The organism is Klebsiella pneumoniae, assembly GCF_000742135.1.
In the GTDB taxonomy this organism is placed as follows: Bacteria; Pseudomonadota; Gammaproteobacteria; order Enterobacterales; family Enterobacteriaceae; genus Klebsiella; species Klebsiella pneumoniae.
The window spans coordinates 2,397,324-2,414,758 of record NZ_KN046818.1; the positions used below are offsets into that span (position 1 = coordinate 2,397,324).

At 62.1% G+C, this 17,435-nt stretch carries 16 protein-coding genes, 1 pseudogene and 1 riboswitch; of the genes and pseudogenes, 12 read left to right on the top strand and 5 right to left on the bottom strand.

Annotation, left to right across the window (positions count from 1 at the left end; translation table 11 throughout):
* The first annotated feature begins 5 nt into the window (after window positions 1–5).
* Window positions 6–1,178 (top strand): Gfo/Idh/MocA family protein, encoded by a 1,173-nt coding sequence (locus DR88_RS14090; RefSeq protein ID WP_004148453.1) that lies wholly within the window; start codon window positions 6–8, stop codon window positions 1,176–1,178.
* 37 nt (window positions 1,179–1,215) lie between these two features.
* Here the strand turns inward: DR88_RS14090 and DR88_RS14085 are convergent, their stop codons facing one another.
* Window positions 1,216–2,322, bottom strand: coding sequence for a DUF4056 domain-containing protein (locus DR88_RS14085; protein WP_004148456.1), 1,107 nt, complete (start codon window positions 2,320–2,322; stop codon window positions 1,216–1,218).
* A 194-nt stretch (window positions 2,323–2,516) separates the two neighbouring features.
* Window positions 2,517–2,618: riboswitch (TPP riboswitch) on the top strand.
* A 68-nt stretch (window positions 2,619–2,686) separates the two neighbouring features.
* On the opposite strand from DR88_RS14085, the gene tenA reads away from it, so the two are divergent.
* From tenA to DR88_RS14050, 7 genes are all read left to right on the top strand, one after another.
* On the top strand, window positions 2,687–3,382 hold the full coding sequence (tenA, locus tag DR88_RS14080) for a thiaminase II (protein ID WP_015958456.1): 696 nt from the start codon (window positions 2,687–2,689) through the stop codon (window positions 3,380–3,382).
* Complete coding sequence (locus DR88_RS14075) at window positions 3,379–4,107, top strand: ABC transporter ATP-binding protein (RefSeq protein ID WP_004180001.1); 729 nt, start codon at window positions 3,379–3,381, stop codon at window positions 4,105–4,107. Before tenA ends, DR88_RS14075 begins: the two co-directional genes overlap by 4 nt.
* Window positions 4,104–4,844, top strand: coding sequence for an ABC transporter permease (locus tag DR88_RS14070; protein WP_004143673.1), 741 nt, complete (start codon window positions 4,104–4,106; stop codon window positions 4,842–4,844). The genes DR88_RS14075 and DR88_RS14070 overlap by 4 nt, the downstream gene beginning before the upstream one ends.
* Window positions 4,845–4,868: 24 nt before the next feature.
* Window positions 4,869–5,804, top strand: coding sequence for an ABC transporter substrate-binding protein (locus DR88_RS14065; protein ID WP_004148458.1), 936 nt, complete (start codon window positions 4,869–4,871; stop codon window positions 5,802–5,804).
* A gap of 306 nt (window positions 5,805–6,110) precedes the next feature.
* Entirely contained in the window at window positions 6,111–7,496 is a 1,386-nt protein-coding gene (locus DR88_RS14060; RefSeq protein ID WP_002905540.1) for a diaminobutyrate--2-oxoglutarate transaminase, read from the top strand.
* A gap of 9 nt (window positions 7,497–7,505) precedes the next feature.
* Window positions 7,506–8,987, top strand: a complete 1,482-nt coding sequence (locus DR88_RS14055) for a pyridoxal phosphate-dependent decarboxylase family protein (protein ID WP_073980552.1) — start codon at window positions 7,506–7,508, stop codon at window positions 8,985–8,987.
* Window positions 8,988–9,180: 193 nt separating this feature from the next.
* Complete coding sequence (locus DR88_RS14050; protein ID WP_032443887.1) at window positions 9,181–10,074, top strand: LysR substrate-binding domain-containing protein; 894 nt, start codon at window positions 9,181–9,183, stop codon at window positions 10,072–10,074.
* Window positions 10,075–10,870: 796 nt separating this feature from the next.
* On the opposite strand, the gene DR88_RS14045 is transcribed toward DR88_RS14050, so the two are convergent.
* The 4 genes from DR88_RS14045 to DR88_RS14030 form a co-directional block, all read right to left on the bottom strand.
* The gene (locus tag DR88_RS14045; RefSeq protein WP_004148464.1) at window positions 10,871–12,061 is read right to left on the bottom strand and encodes a cytochrome c biogenesis protein/redoxin; all 1,191 of its coding nucleotides are present in this window, start codon (window positions 12,059–12,061) and stop codon (window positions 10,871–10,873) included.
* Window positions 12,062–12,163: 102 nt separating this feature from the next.
* Window positions 12,164–13,507 (bottom strand): ATP-binding protein, encoded by a 1,344-nt coding sequence (locus tag DR88_RS14040; RefSeq protein WP_004148465.1) that lies wholly within the window; start codon window positions 13,505–13,507, stop codon window positions 12,164–12,166.
* The gene (locus DR88_RS14035; protein WP_004180014.1) at window positions 13,504–14,244 is read right to left on the bottom strand and encodes a response regulator; all 741 of its coding nucleotides are present in this window, start codon (window positions 14,242–14,244) and stop codon (window positions 13,504–13,506) included. The genes DR88_RS14040 and DR88_RS14035 overlap by 4 nt, the downstream gene beginning before the upstream one ends.
* 86 nt (window positions 14,245–14,330) lie before the next feature.
* Window positions 14,331–15,323 carry an alpha/beta fold hydrolase gene (locus tag DR88_RS14030; protein WP_004180015.1) on the bottom strand — a complete coding sequence of 331 codons (993 nt, stop codon included), beginning with the start codon at window positions 15,321–15,323 and terminating at the stop codon, window positions 14,331–14,333.
* A gap of 89 nt (window positions 15,324–15,412) precedes the next feature.
* Here DR88_RS14030 and DR88_RS14025 point away from each other — a divergent pair.
* The 4 genes and pseudogenes from DR88_RS14025 to pqqC form a co-directional block, all read left to right on the top strand.
* A pseudogene (locus tag DR88_RS14025) lies at window positions 15,413–15,598 on the top strand (membrane dipeptidase); the annotation flags it as partial.
* A 33-nt stretch (window positions 15,599–15,631) separates the two neighbouring features.
* The gene (gene pqqA, locus DR88_RS0125835; RefSeq protein WP_002905689.1) at window positions 15,632–15,703 is read left to right on the top strand and encodes a pyrroloquinoline quinone precursor peptide PqqA; all 72 of its coding nucleotides are present in this window, start codon (window positions 15,632–15,634) and stop codon (window positions 15,701–15,703) included.
* A 54-nt stretch (window positions 15,704–15,757) separates the two neighbouring features.
* Window positions 15,758–16,684 carry a pyrroloquinoline quinone biosynthesis protein PqqB gene (gene pqqB / locus DR88_RS14020; RefSeq protein ID WP_004148467.1) on the top strand — a complete coding sequence of 309 codons (927 nt, stop codon included), beginning with the start codon at window positions 15,758–15,760 and terminating at the stop codon, window positions 16,682–16,684.
* Complete coding sequence (gene pqqC / locus DR88_RS14015; RefSeq protein ID WP_004143685.1) at window positions 16,678–17,433, top strand: pyrroloquinoline-quinone synthase PqqC; 756 nt, start codon at window positions 16,678–16,680, stop codon at window positions 17,431–17,433. The genes pqqB and pqqC overlap by 7 nt, the downstream gene beginning before the upstream one ends.
* The last annotated feature ends 2 nt before the right edge of the window (window positions 17,434–17,435 follow it).

Here is a 17,435-nt window from a genome sequence, read left to right on the forward strand (position 1 = left end):
ACGACATGATTAACGGTTTAAAACCTCTCGACCGCACCCTGCGCTGGGGCATGGTCGGCGGCGGCGGCAGCAGCCAGATCGGCTATATTCACCGCTCTGCAGCGCTGCGCGATAACACCTTCACGCTGCAGGCCGGCGCCTTTGATATTGATGCCGAGCGCGGACGCCAGTTCGGCCAACGGCTGGGGGTGGATCCCGACCGCTGTTACGGCGACTATCAAAGCCTGTTCCGCAGCGAGGCTGCCCGGCCTGACGGCATTCAGGCGGTGTCAGTTGCCACGCCAAATAACACCCACTATGCCATCTGCCGGGCCGCGCTGGAGGCCGGGCTGCACGTGGTGTGCGAAAAGCCGCTGTGCTTCAGCAGCGAGGAAGCTGACGAGCTGGTGGCGCTCAGCCAGCGGCGGCGCAAGATCATCGGGGTGACCTACGGCTATGCCGGCCACCAGCTGATCCTGCAGGCCCGGCAGATGATCGCCGACGGGCTGCTGGGCGATATCCGTATCGTTAATATGCAGTTTGCCCACGGTTTTCACGCCCAGCCGGTGGAACAGGAAAACGCCAGTACCCGCTGGCGGGTCGATCCCCGATTCGTCGGCCCCAGCTATGTGCTGGGCGACCTGGCCACCCATCCGCTGTTTCTGATCGAAACCATGGCCCCGCAGCTGAAGATCACCCGGCTGATGTGCGCCAGACAAAGCTTCGTCAAAAGCCGCGCGCCGCTGGAAGATAACGCCCATGTACTGATGGAGTATGACAACGGGGCCATCGGCTCACTGTGGAGCTCCGCCGTCAACTGCGGTTCGATGCACGGGCAAAAGGTGCGAATCATCGGTGAAAAAGCCAGTCTCGAATGGTGGGATGAACAGCCCAACCAGCTACGCTACGAAATCCAGGGCGAACCCGTGCGCATCCTCGAGCGCGGTATGGACTATCTCGATCCGCTGGCGCGTCAGGATGATCGCATCGGCGGCGGCCATCCCGAGGGACTGTTTGAGGCATGGTCGAATCTCTATCGCCGCTTCGCCATCGCCATGGATGCCGCCGACCGTCGCGACGAGGCGCTGCTGGCCGACTTCTGGTACCCGGACGCCCGCGCCGGGGCGTTCGGCGTCCGCTGGGTGGAAAACTGCGTGCGTTCTGCCGACAACGGCGCCTGCTGGGTCGACTTCCGCTAACTCGCCGGCTCAGGGCGTTCGTCCTGAGCCTTTACGGCTATTTTTCTGTCCGCGCCAGCTGGGTTTTATCCGCCTCATGGGCGCGGTCCGCCAGCCCCTGGAACGCTCCGGCGCCATAGTATTGCGCGGGAACCGGCAATGCCTGCATATCGTGCCCTGGATAGATCTGCAGTTCGCCGAGGTCGCGTAAGCGGAATCCCCCGACCTGCTCCGGCATGGTCAGGCGATACGGCGGCATGGTTTCGAATGGGATCGGCGTCGGCAGCCGGTTTTCCTGTAGATCGTAGTTACGCTTCAGTACCAGAAACTTATCCGGCACCCGCCGGTGACTATTCCACCAGTCGCCGTCGATCTGCTGAAACATCGCTTCCGTCTCACCGCGCGTCGCCACCAGCAGCCGGGTCAGCACTTGTTTCAGCGCCGCATCCATGGCCTGGTTATAATCCTCCAGCGAACCGCCGTGGCCGCTGAGGATGACATTAATCGCCAGCCTCGCGCCCAGTAAATTGGAGTAGAGATCCTCGGGCGAAAAAGCGGAAATCTCTTCGGAAAACCCGGGGACCGACTGGAAGCCATACCACTGGGCGATCTCATGCCACTGGGCGATTTCAAAGGCCAGATGCCCGGCGAGCCAGGCCGCCAGCTGATAGCGCTGCCTGACGCCCGCCGGCGGCGTAAAGGCATTCAGCTGCACGCGGCGCACGCCCAGTTCTTCACTGTAGAAGATCCGCCCCGCCTGGCCCAGCGTCGGCGCAATACGATTGAACAGATAAAAGGTGTTGTCCGCCGTATCGCGCACATGGGCGATATCAATAAACCCGCCGCGGCGGGTATAGATAAGCCCGTTCTGCTCCTCGCTGAGCCCCAGCAGATTTTTCACCGCACCGAACGCGCTATCGTTGTAATGGTGCTTACCCAGCGTACCCAGAGTCAACACATTACCGATCTGGTACATCGGGATCGGAATGCCCGCCGCGCGCACGTGCAGGTCGTAACCAAAAGCGCAGCACGGTCGCAGCGACTCCGGCGGCGGCAGCTCACCGAGGGTGGGCGCCGTATGGATCGCCGTCACGGCGGGTAGCACCGGATCCTGCGCCAGCGCCGGCAGCGCCAGCGCGAATAATAGCCAGAAGGCTTTACGCATCAACAGCCTCTCCACAGCAATAAAAGTGCGCGCATCTTACCGGCAGATAGCGCCTGCGGTTTTAGTTAAAAACGGTATTCAGCGCCGACAACGAAACTATTGCGCGCGGAAAAGCGCTGGCTATCCCCCATTACCATCATCCTGCGGCAAGGTGGCGCGGTGATTGTATTCAAAAGGTGAATGTCGTATAACATAGCGCTACCGAGGGGTGTCCCGTGAGGGCTGAGATGGCGCAAGCCGAACCCTTTGAACCTGATCTGGGTCATGCCAGCGAAGGGACGGGTCGGCAATTTTGCCAGCATTACCGCCATTGCCTGTTCACACCCCTGCACGCCCGGATCTCCCCTGAATAAATGGAGGTCCTGTGATCGTTCCCGCTTTTAGCCAAGGTCTTTACGGCCGTTTACGCCAGCTGGCCGCCGCTGACTGGCAGCGCTATGTGGCGCATCCTTTCGTCCAGCAACTTGCCGATGGGACGCTGGCGGAAAACGCCTTTCGTCGCTATCTGACCCAGGATTATCTGTTTCTGATTCACTTTGCCCGCAGCTACGCGCTGCTGGTGAGTAAACTGCGCGCGCTGCCGGAGATGCGGGCCGCGGCCGCCTCGATGAATGCCATCCTCAACGAACTGCCGCTGCACGTCGGCTACTGTGCCCAGTGGGGGATTAGCGAACCGGAGATGGCCGCCCAACCTGAAGCCCCCGAAACCCTCAACTATACCCGCTATGTGCTGGATATTGGCCACTCGGGTGACGCGCTGGATCTGCTGGTCGCCCTGATGCCCTGCGTCGCGGGCTACGCCGAAATCGGTCTCGGCCTGCTGCAGCATCCCGCCACCCGACTGGACGATAACCCCTACGCCTCATGGATCCGCAACTATGGCGATGAAGGCTATCTGCAGGGCGTCAGCGCCGCGCTGGCGCTGTTGGAAACGGTGTGGCAGCAGCGCGGGAGCGAGGCGCGAATCACTGAGCTGAGCGAGATTTTCACCACCGCCACCCGCCTTGAGGCGCAGTTCTGGCAGATGGGCCTCAACGCCGCGGCGGAGACTCGGGCGTGACGGCGCCGGGTATCGAGGTCCGTGGCCTGAGCCTGCATGTCGGCGACCGTCGGCTGTTCGACAACCTGTCGTTTACGGTCCCCGGCGGGCAGTGGGTGTCGCTGCTCGGCGCCAGCGGCGCCGGCAAAACCAGCCTGCTGCGGGTGATGGCCGGTCTGGCGCCCGCCACCCGCGGAGAAGTGGTCGCCAGCGATGGGCAACCGATTCAGGGCCGTCTGGCGTGGATGGGGCAGAAAGATCTGCTCTACCCCTGGCTGAGCGTTAGGGACAACGTCGCCCTCGGCGCGCGGCTGCGCGGTGAAAAAGTCGATCGTGCCCGGGTCGCCGCTCTGCTTGAACAGGTTGAGCTTTCATCCTGCGCCGACGCCCGCCCGGCGACTCTCTCCGGCGGCATGCGTCAGCGCGCCGCGCTGGCGCGCACGCTGTATGAGGATCGCCCCATCGTGCTGATGGATGAGCCTTTCTCGGCGCTGGATACCCTCACCCGTACGCGCATTCAGACCCTGGCGGCCACCCTGCTGGCCGGTCGCACGGTGGTGCTTATCACCCACGATCCGCAGGAGGCCTGCCGGTTGAGCCACCGCCTGCTGGTCCTCTCGGCGGCCGACGGCGACATTGATGATAGCCATCACCTCGCCGGCACACCTCCGCGCGCGCCGGACGCGCCCGATCTCCTGATCGGCCAGGCCGCCCTGCTGCAGCAGCTGATGAGGGCCCAACCATGACTGGACGTCTCTGGCGCGGCGGCATGGTATTCGGCGGGCTGATGCTCCTCTGGGGTCTGGCCAGCCGCAGCGGCATTCCCCATTTTCTTTTACCGTCCCCGATGGCGGTCGCCGAGGCGCTATGGGTTAATCGCGCCTATCTCGGCTGGCATACGCTTATCACGCTCAGTGAGATCCTGAGCGGCCTGGCGCTGGGCGTGACGCTCGGCGTCACCCTGGCGCTGGGCATGATCCTCTCCCCCCGTCTGCAGCGCTGGCTGATGCCGCTGGTGCTCACCAGTCAGGCGATCCCGGTCTTTGCCCTCGCCCCGCTGCTGGTGCTGTGGCTGGGCTTTGGCATGAGCGCCAAAGTGGCGATGGCGGTGCTGGTGATTTTCTTTCCGGTGACTTCCGCCTTCTTTGATGGCTTGCGGCGGGTCAACCAGGAGTATCTCGATCTGGCGCGCAGCATGAATGCCTCCTTCGGCGCTCAACTGCGACATGTCCGCCTGATGGCCGCCCTGCCGGCGCTGGGCTCTGGCCTGCGCATGGCGGCGGCGGTGGCGCCCATTGGCGCGATCATCGGCGAATGGGTCGGCTCCGCCGAGGGGCTGGGCTACGTCATGCTCAACGCCAATGCGCGACTGCAAACCGATATCTGCTTCGCCGCGCTGTTTATTTTAGTACTACTGACCCTCCTGCTGTGGCTGGCGGTAGATACCCTGCTACACCGGCTGATCGACTGGTCGCCGGAATAAGAATGACGTAATAAAGGAAAACAGATGAAAAAGTCGCTATTCGCCGGGGCAACCTTGACGGCCCTGTTCAGCGGCCACGCGCTGGCCAATGAACCGCTGACGCTGGTGCTGGACTGGTACATTAATCCCGACCATGCGCCGATTATGGTGGCCGAGCAGATCGGCGCCTTTAAGGCCCAGGGGCTGGACGTCAGGATTATCCCCCCTTCCGATCCCGCGCTGCCTCCGCGCATGGTGGCCGCCCGTCAAGCCGATCTGGCCATCACCTACCAGCCGCAGGTGCACTTCTTTGCTGACGAAGGGTTACCGCTGGTGCGTGTAGGGACTCTGATTAATTCGCCGCTGAATACGGTTATCGCCCTGGATAAGCAGATCAAAACCCCGGCAGATCTACAAGGCAAGAAGGTGGGCTACTCGGTCAGCGGCATTGAGCAGGCCACCCTGGCGACCATGGCGCAACATGAAGGGATCGATCCGGCCAGCATCAAACTGGTGAACGTCAATTTCCAGCTGACCAGCGCCCTGCTGGCCGGCCAGGTGGACGCGGTTATCGGCGGCTATCGTAATATAGAAGCGCAGGAGCTGAAGCTGCAGGGCAAAACGCCGGTGGTGATGAACGTCGAAGATTACGGCGTGCCGGCCTATGACGAGCTGGTGATTGTCGCCCATCGCGACGCAATTCATGAGGCGAAGATCCGTAAATTCCTCACCGCCCTGCAGGCGGGAGTGGGCTATCTGCGCGCCCATCCGCAGAAGAGCTGGGAGGCGTTCGCCGCCGCCCACCCGGAGCTTAGGACCGAACTCAACCACCAGGCGTGGTTGCAAACCGTGCCCCTGTTCGCCACCGATCCGGCAGCGCTGGATAAAGCGCGCTACGAGACTTACGAACAGTTTTTATATAACAATAAGTTGGTGAAAAAAGTTACACCTTTAACAAATTATGCGGTGCAACTGCATTGAGTCTTGCTATCGCTGACGGAAGGCATTCCGTCAGCGCTTTAACGTAGCGGCAATAAAAATATAGAGACTTTCTCACTAATAATTACACTTTAAAGGGTTATAGTGACAGAGCGTTGTTCTATTATAATTCAGCGAGTTACGTTAATTTTGCCCCTGGTAAGAATAACGTCAAAATAGCGCAATCAATAAAACGTTGAATGCGGATTTAAAAAGCCATATATTGTGCGCGCTTTATGAATGCCAATTCAATTTCTTACACCAATTATTCAACCAGCGTTCAACCGCAATGCTGGTTGTGGGAGTGATATGATGACGGATAAAGTCCGTATTGATACTTTACGTGCCGATTTATTAGACGCAAACAACGAAACCTTTTTGGCCCGTCAGGCCGAATTCGAATCGAATGTCAGGAGTTACCCGCGTAAGCTGCCGCTGGCTATCACTAAAGCCGAAGGCGTGTGGCTGACGGATGCGGATAACAAACAGTACCTGGACTGCCTCGCGGGCGCCGGTACTCTCGCTCTGGGCCACAACCACCCTGATGTATTGCAGAGCATCCAAAGTGTCATTACCAGCGGCTTGCCGTTACATACTCTCGATCTTACCACCCCGTTAAAAGATCGCTTCTCCGAATACCTGCTCTCTTGCCTGCCGGGCGAAGGGAAAGAATATTGCCTGCAGTTCACCGGCCCGTCCGGCGCTGACGCCGTGGAAGCCGCGCTGAAGCTGGCGAAAAAATACACCGGTCGTACCGCGGTGATCAGCTTCTCCGGCGGCTATCACGGGATGACCCACGGCGCGCTGTCCGTCACCGGCAACCTGTCGCCGAAAGCGGCGGTTAACGGCATGATGCCGGAAGTCCAGTTCATGCCTTACCCGCACCTGTATCGTTGCCCGCTGGGCATCGGCGGCGAAGCCGGCGTGAAAGCCCTGACCTACTACTTCGAAAACCTGATCAACGACGTGGAGAGCGGCGTCCGTAAACCGGCGGCGGTGATCCTTGAAGCCGTTCAGGGCGAAGGCGGTGTGAACCCGGCGCCGGTCGAGTGGCTGCAGCGCATCCGCAAAGTGACCGAAGAGCACGGCATTCTGCTGATCGTCGATGAAGTGCAGGCCGGCTTTGCCCGTACCGGTAAATTCTTCGCCTTCGAGCACGCCGGTATTCAGCCGGACATCATCGTGATGTCGAAAGCGGTTGGCGGCGGGCTGCCACTGGCGGTGCTGGGCATTAAAAAGCAGTTCGACGCCTGGGAACCGGGTCACCACACCGGCACCTTCCGCGGCAACCAGCTGGCGATGGCCACCGGCCTGACCACCCTGCGTCATCTGCGCGACAACAAGATCGCCGACAAAGTCGCCGCCCAGGGCGAGTGGCTGAAAGGTAAACTGGCCGAGCTGCAGAAACGCTACCCGGTGATTGGCCACGTTCGCGGTCTCGGTCTGATGATCGGTATCGAAATCGTCAAGCCGAACGAAGCGCAGGATCACATGGGCTGCTACCCGGCTGACGGCGAACTCTCTGCCCTGCTGCAGAAGAAATGCTTCGAAGCGGGCCTGATCCTCGAGCGTGGCGGTCGTCACGGCTGCGTGCTGCGCCTGCTGCCGTCCCTGCTGATCAGCGACGCGGAGCTGGACGTGTTCCTCGACAAATTTGAACAGGCCCTGCTGGCCGCCGGCGTAAAACCGGTCTGAGTGGAGTAAGTGACCGCCATGTCCACATTGAATCCGATTCTTGCTGGTCCAGCGCAGAGCGTTGAAGCCTATCAGCAGGTTATCGAGCAGACCAGCCAGGCCGTTGTGCAGTGGCTGAAGCAACCTGAGATGTATCAGGGGAAAAGCGTTGACGAGCTGCGTGAGCGTATCTCCCTAGAATTTAACGAACAGGGTTTGGGTAACCAGGCGGCGATTGATCGTGCGATCGAGTACTTCCTGAAAGACAGCCTGTCGGTGCATCACCCGCAGTGCGTGGCGCACCTGCACTGCCCGAGCCTGGTGATTAGCCAGGCGGCGGAAGTGCTGATTAACGCCACCAACCAGAGCATGGACTCCTGGGATCAGAGCCCGTCGGCAACCATTATCGAGATGAAGCTGATCGAATGGCTGCGCGCCCGGGTCGGTTTTCCGGCGGGCGACGCCGGCGTCTTCACCAGCGGCGGCACCCAGAGCAACCTGATGGGCCTGATGCTGGCGCGCGACGCCTTCTTCGCCCGTCTGGGGCACTCCATCCAGCAGGATGGGCTGCCGGGGGATATCCGCAAGTACAAAGTCTTGTGCTCGGAAAACGCCCACTTCTCGGTGCAGAAAAACATGGCGCTGATGGGCCTCGGCTACCGCTCGGTAACGCTGGTGAAAACCGACGAATTCGCGCGGATGGACGTGTCCGACCTGCAGGCGAAGATTGCGCAAGCGCAGGCTAACGGCGAGCAGATCATGGCGATCGTCGCCACCGCCGGCACCACCGACGCAGGCGCTATCGACCCGCTGCGCGACATCGCCGGTATCGCTGCGGAACATCAGATCTGGCTGCACGTTGACGCAGCCTGGGGCGGCGCCCTGCTGCTGTCTGAGCAGTATCGCGACTACCTTGACGGTCTGGAGCTGGTGGATTCCGTTACCCTGGACTTCCATAAGCAGTTCTTCCAGACCATCAGCTGCGGCGCATTCCTGCTGAAGGACGCGCGCCATTACGAGCTGATGCGTTATCAGGCGGCCTATCTGAACTCCGAGTTCGATGAAGAACACGGCGTACCGAACCTGGTGTCTAAGTCGCTGCAGACCACCCGTCGCTTCGATGCGCTGAAGCTGTGGATGGGTCTGGAAGCGCTGGGCCAGAAACAGTATGCGGCGATCATCGATCACGGCGTCACGATGGCGAAAAACGTGGCGGAGTACGTGAAGTCGCAGCCGACGCTGGAGCTGGTGATGCAGCCGCAGCTGGCGAGCGTGCTGTTCCGTTCCCGTCCGGCGCAGATGGCCGGGAGCGACGCGGCGGCTATCGCGCTGCTCAACCAGCGCGTCGGCGACGCCCTGCTGGCCTCCGGCCGCGCTAACGTCGGCGTAACCGAGCACAACGGCGTTACCTGCCTGAAGCTGACCCTGCTGAACCCGGTGGTGACGCTGGATGACGTGAAGGTTCTGCTGAACCTGGTGGAGCGCACCGCTCAGGAACTGCTGGCGCAATAACCTGCCTTAGCGAGGTGGCGCCTGCCGCCCCGCTGCCAGCCTTGCCTGCAATAAGCCGATAATGTCCTTATCGGCTTTTTTTATTTCTTTCCGCACCGCTAATGCTCTCTTCGCAGGGCCCGTTGACCCCTGCCTCTCGCGATGCCACAGTACTATCTCGAAAATAACAACGTTCAGGATAAACGTCCTGAAAATGGGGATGATGATGGAGAAACGCTTACCAGGGCTGGATCTCGACGCCCTGCGCAGCTTTGTGACCGGCATGGAGTGCGGCAGTTTCGCCCAGGCAGCGCTGCGCCTGTCGCGTTCCACCTCCGCGGTCAGCGCCCAGCTTAAAAAGCTGGAGAGCCAGTGCGGTGCGGCGCTGGTGACCAAACAGGGGCGGCATCTGGTGCTCACCGCGGAAGGCGAAAAGCTGATGAGCTACGCCAGACGCCTGCTGGCGCTCAATGATGAAACCCTGCGCGCGCTGCAGGCTGAGCGGCTCACCGGCGAGATCCACCTTGGTATGCAGGAAGATTTTGGCGAATCGCTGATGCCGGAGATCCTCGGGCAATTTAAACGGCATCATCCGCAGGTGCGGATAGTCGCCAGGGTGGATCGCAATGGTCCGCTGCGCCAGGCGCTGGCGGAAGAGGCGCTGGATCTGGCGCTGCTGTGGCAAACCGAAGATCAGGGTCCCGGGCTGGGCCTCTGCCCGCTGGCGTGGATTGCGCATCCTGACCTGGACATTCGCGCTCTGCTGGTCTCCGGCGAGCCGCTGCCGCTGGTGATGTTCGACAGCCCGTGCCTGATGCGCTCCCGCGCCATTGCCTGTCTCGATGCCGCGGGGATCCCCTGGCAGGTGGTGTTCGTCAGCCACAGCCTGAGCGGCATTTGGGCGGCGGTGCAGGCCGGGCTGGGCCTGACGATACGCACCCGCATCGGCATGCCAGGCAACCTGCGCCCCGCAGGAGGACTCCTGCCAGCTCCAGGAAGTCTGGCCGTCAGCCTGCGACAAACCCCGCGTGAGGAACACCATTCCGCCGCCGTGGCGCTGCTCGGCGAACTGATGACCGAGGCCCTGCAGGGATGGCTCGACAGGTGACACTGTCACGCCATTTCCATTCACCCTCACCCTAACCCTCTCCCTGAAGGGAGAGGGAACCGTTCGGCAGCATCTGTTACCCCCCTCCACATTCTGTCTCCCGTGCAAGCGCAGCGCCGCCCGGCAACAGGCACAAGAGATGAACGGAACCGTTCGGCAGCCACCGACAATAGGCATTCCGCACCTCTCCCGCTTCAATGCCCGGTGGCGGCTACGCCTTACCGGGCCTACATTCTCCCTGCGCGCTCATGTAGGCCGGGCAAGCGCAGCGCCGCCCGGCAATGGGCACAAGAGATGAACGGATCCGTCCGGCAGTCACCGGCAATGGACATTCTGCGCCTCTCCCGCTTCAATGCCCGGTGGCGGCTGCGCCTTACCGGGCCTACACTCTCCCTGCGCGCTCATGTAGGCCGGGCAAGCGCAGCGCCGCCCGGCAACAGGCACAAGAGATGAACGGAACCGTTCGGCAGCCACCGGCAATGGACATCCAGCGCCTCTCCCGCTTCAATGCCCGGTGGCGGCTGCGCCTTACCGGGCCTACATTCTCCCTGCGCGCTCATGTAGGCCGGGCAAGCGCAGCGCCGCCCGGCAACAGGCACAAGAGATGAACGGAACCGTCCGGCAGTCACCGGCAATGGACATTCTGCGCCTCTCCCGCTTCAATGCCCGGTGGCGGCTGCGCCTTACCGGGCCTACATTCTACCTGCGCGCTGATGTAGGCCGGGCAAGCGCAGCGCCGCCCGGCATCAGGTATAAGGGCTGGAGGGTTCCGTCCGCCAGACGCCTGCGCCGCGGGTCAGGCTTTGCTCTCCTGCAGCAGCTGCTGGATCACCTGCTCCTGGCGGGCATAATCCCCTTCGCCGAATGCGGTATAGCGCAGCTGTCCGCGAGCGTCGAAAATGTAATGCGCCGGCCAGTACTGATTGCCGAAGGCGTTCCAGATGGCGTACTCATTATCCGCCACCACCGGGTAGGTTACCCGCCAGTCCTTCACCGCCTGGCGCAGCAGGGGCAACGAACGCTCCCAGGGATATTCCGGGGTATGAACGCCAATCACCACCAGGCCCGCCGCGCGGTATTTGTTCGCCCAGTCGCGCACGTAAGGCAGGGTATGCTGACAGTTGATACACTCCCGGGTCCAGAAATCCACCAGCACCACTTTGCCCTTCAGACGCTCCGGAGTTAACGCCGGGCTGTTGATCCATGCGCTGCCCCCCGCCAGAGAGGGCATCGCGTTGCTGGGCTGCGGCGCGGCGATCGGCTGGAGGCTGGTCTTTTGCTCCGGCTGCGGCAGACGGGCGGCCAGCCGCTGCTCCAGCGCCTGGCTCAGTCCACCAGCGCTTTGCAGATAGCGATCGCCGCCGCTAGCGATCAGCGCCACCGAGGCCAGCATTGCCCCCCCTGCCAACCGGCGCAGCCGCTCGCCGAACGCCTGTCCGCGACGCAATCTGGCGATCAACGCCGCCCCGCACCACCCCAGCAGGAATAACATCAGCGCCCCGCCGCTGCCGTAGGCCAGCAGCAAGCCGCCGGTAGTCGCCTGCCCCGGATGCACAAAGCCCAGGCTAAGTATCGCTCCCAATACCGGCCCGGCGCACGGCGCCCACAGCAGGCCCACCGCCAGCCCGGCCAGTAGAGAACCGATCCAGCCGCGCTGGCGTGAACTGGCATCGTTAAGCTGATTCCCCAACGCTACCAGGGGTGAGGTCAGCCGTTGCGCGACGCGTTGCGAAAGCAGACTCAACCCGACCAGGGTGAAGAACGCCAGCGCCAGACCGCGGCCTGCGAGGGTCAGATTCACCACCCAGCCGCTGGCGACCGTCACCAGCCAGGAGACAGCGCCGAACATCAGCGCCATTCCTGCCAGCATGATCGCCAGCTGCCCCCGGCGGCCCCGGACGCTGGCGAACAGCAGCGGGATCACCGGCAGCGTACAGGGGCTCAGCAGGGTTAACATCCCGCCCAAAAATGCAATTAATATCGACATCGCCTTCTCCTCATTATGCCGTCGCTGCCGAGAGTGGCAGCCACGACATTACAGCAAGGCCATGTAAGGCGAATGTGTCGGGAAAGGGGGAGAATTGTCGGCTTAGTTATCCGTCTTTCCCGGAGATACAACAGGATACAATCCCGCCGCGGCAAGGCGAACGCTGGCGTCCAGGCCGCCCTGCGGGCGGTTGGCCAGGCGCAGCGCGCCGTCCATCTGGCTGACCAGCTGCGCGGCGATCGCCAGCCCCAGGCCGGTGCCGCCGGTATCGCGATTGCGCGAGTCCTCCAGGCGATAAAACGGCTGCAGCACCGCCTGCAGCGAGGCCTCGGGGATCCCCGGCCCCTCATCCAGCACATGAAGGGTGATATCCCCCACGGCGTCACGGGTCAGGGTTACCGTGGCCGTCGTACCGAATTTCAAGGCGTTATCGATAAGATTGGTCATCACCCGGCGCAGAGCCTGCGGCGGGATCCACACCACCCCGGCGGTCTCTTCGGGACAAAACTGGACCGGCCGGCCGACATCGGCATAATCGCAGACGATGGTGTCGAGAAACGCATCGAGATTCAGCCGCTGTCGCGCCTCCTCCAGCGGCTGCGAGGTGCGGGCGAAGGCGATGCCCTCCCGCACCAGACGGGTCATATTGTCGAGATCCTGCAGTAGCTTATCGCGCAGTTCCGGCTGGTCGGCCATCTCCACCCGCAGCTTCATTCGGGTTATCGGGGTTTGCAGATCGTGGGAGATGGCGGCAAGGATCCGCGCTCGCTCCTGCAGATGATCGTGGATGCGCGCCTGCATCGCGTTAAACGCGCGGGCGGCGCGACGCACCTCCTCCGGCCCCTGCTCGGCCATAGTTCCTGCCGTGTCGCTGGCCGGCTCCAGGGCATTTACCGCGTGGGTAAAGCGGGAGATGGGCAGCAATACCTGGCGAACCGCGTACCAGGCGCAGGCCAGCAGGAGGACAAACTGAGCGATCAGCGCCACCGGCAGCCAGCGGGCGATGGCCGGTAGTTTCGGCCATAGGTCGAGGGTCAACGGCGCGCCGCCGTGAAGGGTAATATGGGCCTGAATATGCTGCCGCGGGCCGGGGATCGCCACAATACTTACCGGATACTGCGCGCTCAGCGCCTCCTGCAGGGAGCGCGCTGCGTCCCGGGCGCGCCAGCTGTCCGGGTAATTGCCGCGCTCCCCGGCGTCCAGCAGATAGCGATAATTGCCGCGCGCCAGCTTCGGCAGCCATTGTGGCCGCTCAGCGGCCGGCAGGCGGTCAAGGATCGCCACGCTGGTGGCGACATCGGAAGCCAGATTGCCCAGCATCACGCTGCGAGCGCTGCTCATACGCTCATAAAACAGCAGCGACAGGGTTAATGTATTCGCCAGCAGCAGCGCCAGAAACAGCAGCGCCATCAGCCTCGACTGCAGCGAGGCGGGCCAGAACCTCATTCATGCCTCTCGCGAATGGAGACCGGTACCGACAGCACATAGCCTTCGCTGCGCACCGTTTTAATGTAGGCCGGCTCGCGAGCATCCTCCCGCAGCCGCTGGCGCAGTCGGCTCACCAGCAGGTCAATTGACCGCTCAAACAGTTCCGCGTCGCGTCCCTGGGTCAGATTGAGCAGCTGATCGCGGTTCAGCACCCGCTGTGGGTGGTCGAGAAACACCCGCAGCAGCCGATACTCCGCCCCGCTGAGGGCGACGATGGCGCCGCTGTCGTCCAGCAAATGGCGAGCGGCAGTGTCGAGCAGCCAGTCGCCAAAGGCGATCAGCCTGCCCGCCTCGGTGATCTGCAGGTTCGGCGGCAGCGCCCGGGTGCGGCGTAAAATAGCTTTGATGCGCGCCAGCAGTTCGCGAGCCACAAAGGGCTTAATCAGATAATCGTCAGCCCCCATTTCCAGGCCGAGGATCCGGTCGCTGTCATCGGTGCGGGCGGTGAGCATCAGCACCGGGATATCCTGCTGCGGGTTAGCGCGCAGCTGGCGACAGAGCGTTAAGCCATCCTCTCCCGGCATCATAATATCCAGCACAATCAGGTCAATTTGATGGTTTTTGAGTACCGACCACATGGCTTTGCCGTTCGCCGCGCCGCTGGCGCGATATCCCGATTTTTCCAGATAGTCGACAATCAGTTCCCGGATGTCGCGGTCGTCGTCGACGACCAGGATGTGGTCAATACGCTCCAAAGGCTGCTCCTGGGGCAAAATAAACTCTTCACAAGCATAAGCCGTGTTGCCGGAAGCGCAACGTCGCGCCGCCGGCAAGGCGCGGGTTACAAACGATCGGCGTCCACCACCGCCTGCACAAACGCCGTCGGATCCTCCTGCGGCGGGTTATGGCCCACAGCTCCCGGCAGATCCCGGTGCTCATATTTACCGGTAAATTTGGCACGGTAGCTGGCGGGAGCCGGATGCGGCGCGCCGTTATTCGCCCCTTCCAGGGTGATGGTGGGCACGGTTATCGGCGGTAGCGCCGCCAGCCGTTGTTCATAGCCGGCATACTTCGCTTCCCCTTTCTCCAGCCCCAGGCGCCAGCGGTAGTTGCTGATGGTGATCGCCACATGGTCCGGGTTATCCAGAGCCCGGGCGGTTTTGGCAAAGGTCGCGTCGCTGAATTGCCACTGCGGCGACGCCTGATGCCAGATAAATTTCGCAAAGTCGTGGGTGTTTTGCCGGTAACCGGCCTCCCCACGCGGGGTGGCAAAATAGAATTGATACCACCACGACAGCTCAGCCTGCGGCGGCAGCGGTTTTTCGCCAATCTGCTGACTGCTGATCAGATACCCGCTCACCGAGACCAGGGATTTCACCCGCTGCGGCCACAGCGCGGCGACGATATCCGCCGTGCGCGCGCCCCAGTCAAAACCGGCCAGATCCGCCTGCCTGATGTTAAGGGCGTCCATCAGATGGACAATATCGGCCGCCATCGCCGACGGCTGACCGTTACGCGGCGTGCTGGCGGAGAGGAAACGGGTCGTGCCGTAGCCGCGAAGATACGGCACGATCACCCGGTAACCCTTCTGCGCTAGAGCCGGCGCCACCTGGGCATAGCTCTGAATGTCGTAGGGCCAGCCGTGCAGCAGGATCACCGGCTGGCCGTCGCGTGGGCCGATATCCACGTAGCCAATATTCAGGTCGCCGGCGCGGATCTGCTGGATCTTGTCGAACGCCCCCGCGTCTTCAGCGGCGCAAACGGCGGCGGACCACAGGGTGGATAACCCCAACGCCACGGCGCTGGTATAGCGGATCAGGGATAATCTGTTCATCGTTTTCTCACCTTTTATCGTCATCAAGAGAGTACGTGACCAGTAAAGCGGAAATTTGTATCCGCCATGTGCCCGACCGGGGCCATTTTTCTCTCCCGCTGGTGGCCACCCACTCCAATGCCCACGCCCTGTGCCCGCAGCCGCGCAATCTGACCGACCAGCAACTGCGGGCGATCCGCGACAGCGGCGGCGCGGTGGGCGTCAATTTCGGCAATGCTTTCCTGCGCGCCGACGGCCGGCGCGATAGCGACACGCCCTTAACCACCATTATCCGTGAGGCCTGTAGTCATTTTTAAGAGGAACAAAACATGTGGAAGAAACCAGCTTTTATCGATTTACGTCTCGGTCTGGAAGTGACGCTGTACATTTCTAACCGTTAATCGCCCCGCCCGCCGTTCGCGCGGGCACCTTCATTCATTACCCGGTCCGTCTTCATGTTCATTAAAGTCCTCGGTTCCGCCGCCGGCGGCGGTTTCCCGCAATGGAACTGCAACTGCGCCAACTGTCAGGGTCTGCGCGATGGCACCATTCAGGCTGCCCCCCGCACCCAGTCGTCAATTATCGTCAGCGACAACGGTAAAGAGTGGGTGCTGTGCAACGCCTCGCCGGATATCAGCCAGCAGATTGCCCATACCCCCGAGTTAAATAAAGCCGGCGTACTGCGCGGAACACATATCGGCGGCATTATTCTCACCGACAGCCAGATCGACCACACCACCGGGTTGCTGAGCCTGCGGGAAGGCTGCCCACATCAGGTCTGGTGCACCCCGGAGGTTCATGAGGATCTCTCCACCGGCTTCCCGGTGTTTACCATGCTGCGGCACTGGAACGGCGGCCTGGTGCATCATCCCATCGCTCCGCAGCAGCCTTTTACCGTTGACGCCTGTCCTGATTTGCAGTTTACCGCGGTGCCTATCGCCAGCAACGCGCCGCCCTATTCGCCGTATCGCGACCGGCCGCTGCCGGGTCATAACGTGGCGCTGTTTATCGAAAACCGCCGCAACGGGCAGACGCTGTTCTATGCCCCGGGGCTGGGTGAGCCGGATGAAACCCTTCTGCCGTGGCTGCAAAAAGCGGACTGTCTGCTGATCGATGGCACCGTCTGGCAGGATGACGAGCTGCAGGCCGCCGGCGTCGGGCGCAATACCGGGCGCGATATGGGCCACCTGGCGCTCGGCGATGAGCACGGGATGATGGCCCTGCTGGCCTCCCTGCCGGCAAAACGCAAAATTCTCATTCATATTAATAACACCAACCCGATCCTTAACGAGCAGTCTCCCCAGCGCCAGGCGCTAACGCAACAGGGGATCGAAGTGAGCTGGGACGGGATGGCAATCACCCTTCAGGATACCGCATGCTGATCACTGACACGCTGTCGCCGCAGGCCTTTGAAGAGGCTCTGCGGGCTAAAGGCGCCTTCTACCATATTCACCACCCTTACCACATCGCCATGCATAACGGCGACGCGACCCGCGAGCAAATTCAGGGTTGGGTGGCGAACCGGTTTTATTACCAGACCACTATTCCGCTGAAAGACGCGGCGATTATGGCCAACTGCCCGGATGCGCAAACCCGGCGCAAATGGGTGCAGCGGATCCTCGACCACGACGGCAGCCACGGTGAGGACGGCGGGATTGAAGCCTGGCTGCGGCTGGGGGAAGCGGTCGGTTTGAGCCGCGACGATCTGCTCAGCGAGCGTCACGTGCTGCCCGGCGTGCGCTTCGCAGTGGATGCCTATCTTAATTTCGCCCGTCGCGCCTGCTGGCAGGAGGCGGCCTGCAGTTCCCTGACCGAGCTGTTCGCCCCGCAGATCCATCAGTCGCGCCTCGACAGCTGGCCGCAGCACTATCCATGGATCAAAGAGGAAGGCTATTTTTACTTCCGCAGTCGTCTGAGCCAGGCCAATCGCGACGTTGAGCATGGCCTGGCGCTGGCGAAGGCCTACTGCGACAGCGCTGAAAAACAGAACCGGATGCTGGAGATCCTGCAGTTTAAGCTCGACATTCTGTGGTCGATGCTCGATGCCATGACCATGGCCTATGCCCTGCAGCGCCCGCCCTATCACACGGTCACCGACAAGGCGGCCTGGCACACGACCCGACTGGTGTAATC

Bases quoted from the DNA above. Each gene is read 5' to 3' on its own strand.
- DR88_RS14090 (WP_004148453.1), top strand. From the start codon at position 6: ATGATTAACGGTTTAAAACCTCTCGACCGCACCCTGCGCTGGGGCATG.
- DR88_RS14085 (WP_004148456.1), bottom strand. From the start codon at position 2,322: ATGCGTAAAGCCTTCTGGCTATTATTCGCGCTGGCGCTGCCGGCGCTG.
- DR88_RS14070 (WP_004143673.1), top strand. From the start codon at position 4,104: ATGACTGGACGTCTCTGGCGCGGCGGCATGGTATTCGGCGGGCTGATG.
- DR88_RS14065 (WP_004148458.1), top strand. From the start codon at position 4,869: ATGAAAAAGTCGCTATTCGCCGGGGCAACCTTGACGGCCCTGTTCAGC.
- DR88_RS14060 (WP_002905540.1), top strand. From the start codon at position 6,111: ATGATGACGGATAAAGTCCGTATTGATACTTTACGTGCCGATTTATTA.
- DR88_RS14050 (WP_032443887.1), top strand. From the start codon at position 9,181: ATGGGGATGATGATGGAGAAACGCTTACCAGGGCTGGATCTCGACGCC.
- DR88_RS14045 (WP_004148464.1), bottom strand. From the start codon at position 12,061: ATGTCGATATTAATTGCATTTTTGGGCGGGATGTTAACCCTGCTGAGC.
- DR88_RS14040 (WP_004148465.1), bottom strand. From the start codon at position 13,507: ATGAGGTTCTGGCCCGCCTCGCTGCAGTCGAGGCTGATGGCGCTGCTG.
- DR88_RS14030 (WP_004180015.1), bottom strand. From the start codon at position 15,323: ATGAACAGATTATCCCTGATCCGCTATACCAGCGCCGTGGCGTTGGGG.
- pqqB (WP_004148467.1), top strand. From the start codon at position 15,758: ATGTTCATTAAAGTCCTCGGTTCCGCCGCCGGCGGCGGTTTCCCGCAA.
- pqqC (WP_004143685.1), top strand. From the start codon at position 16,678: ATGCTGATCACTGACACGCTGTCGCCGCAGGCCTTTGAAGAGGCTCTG.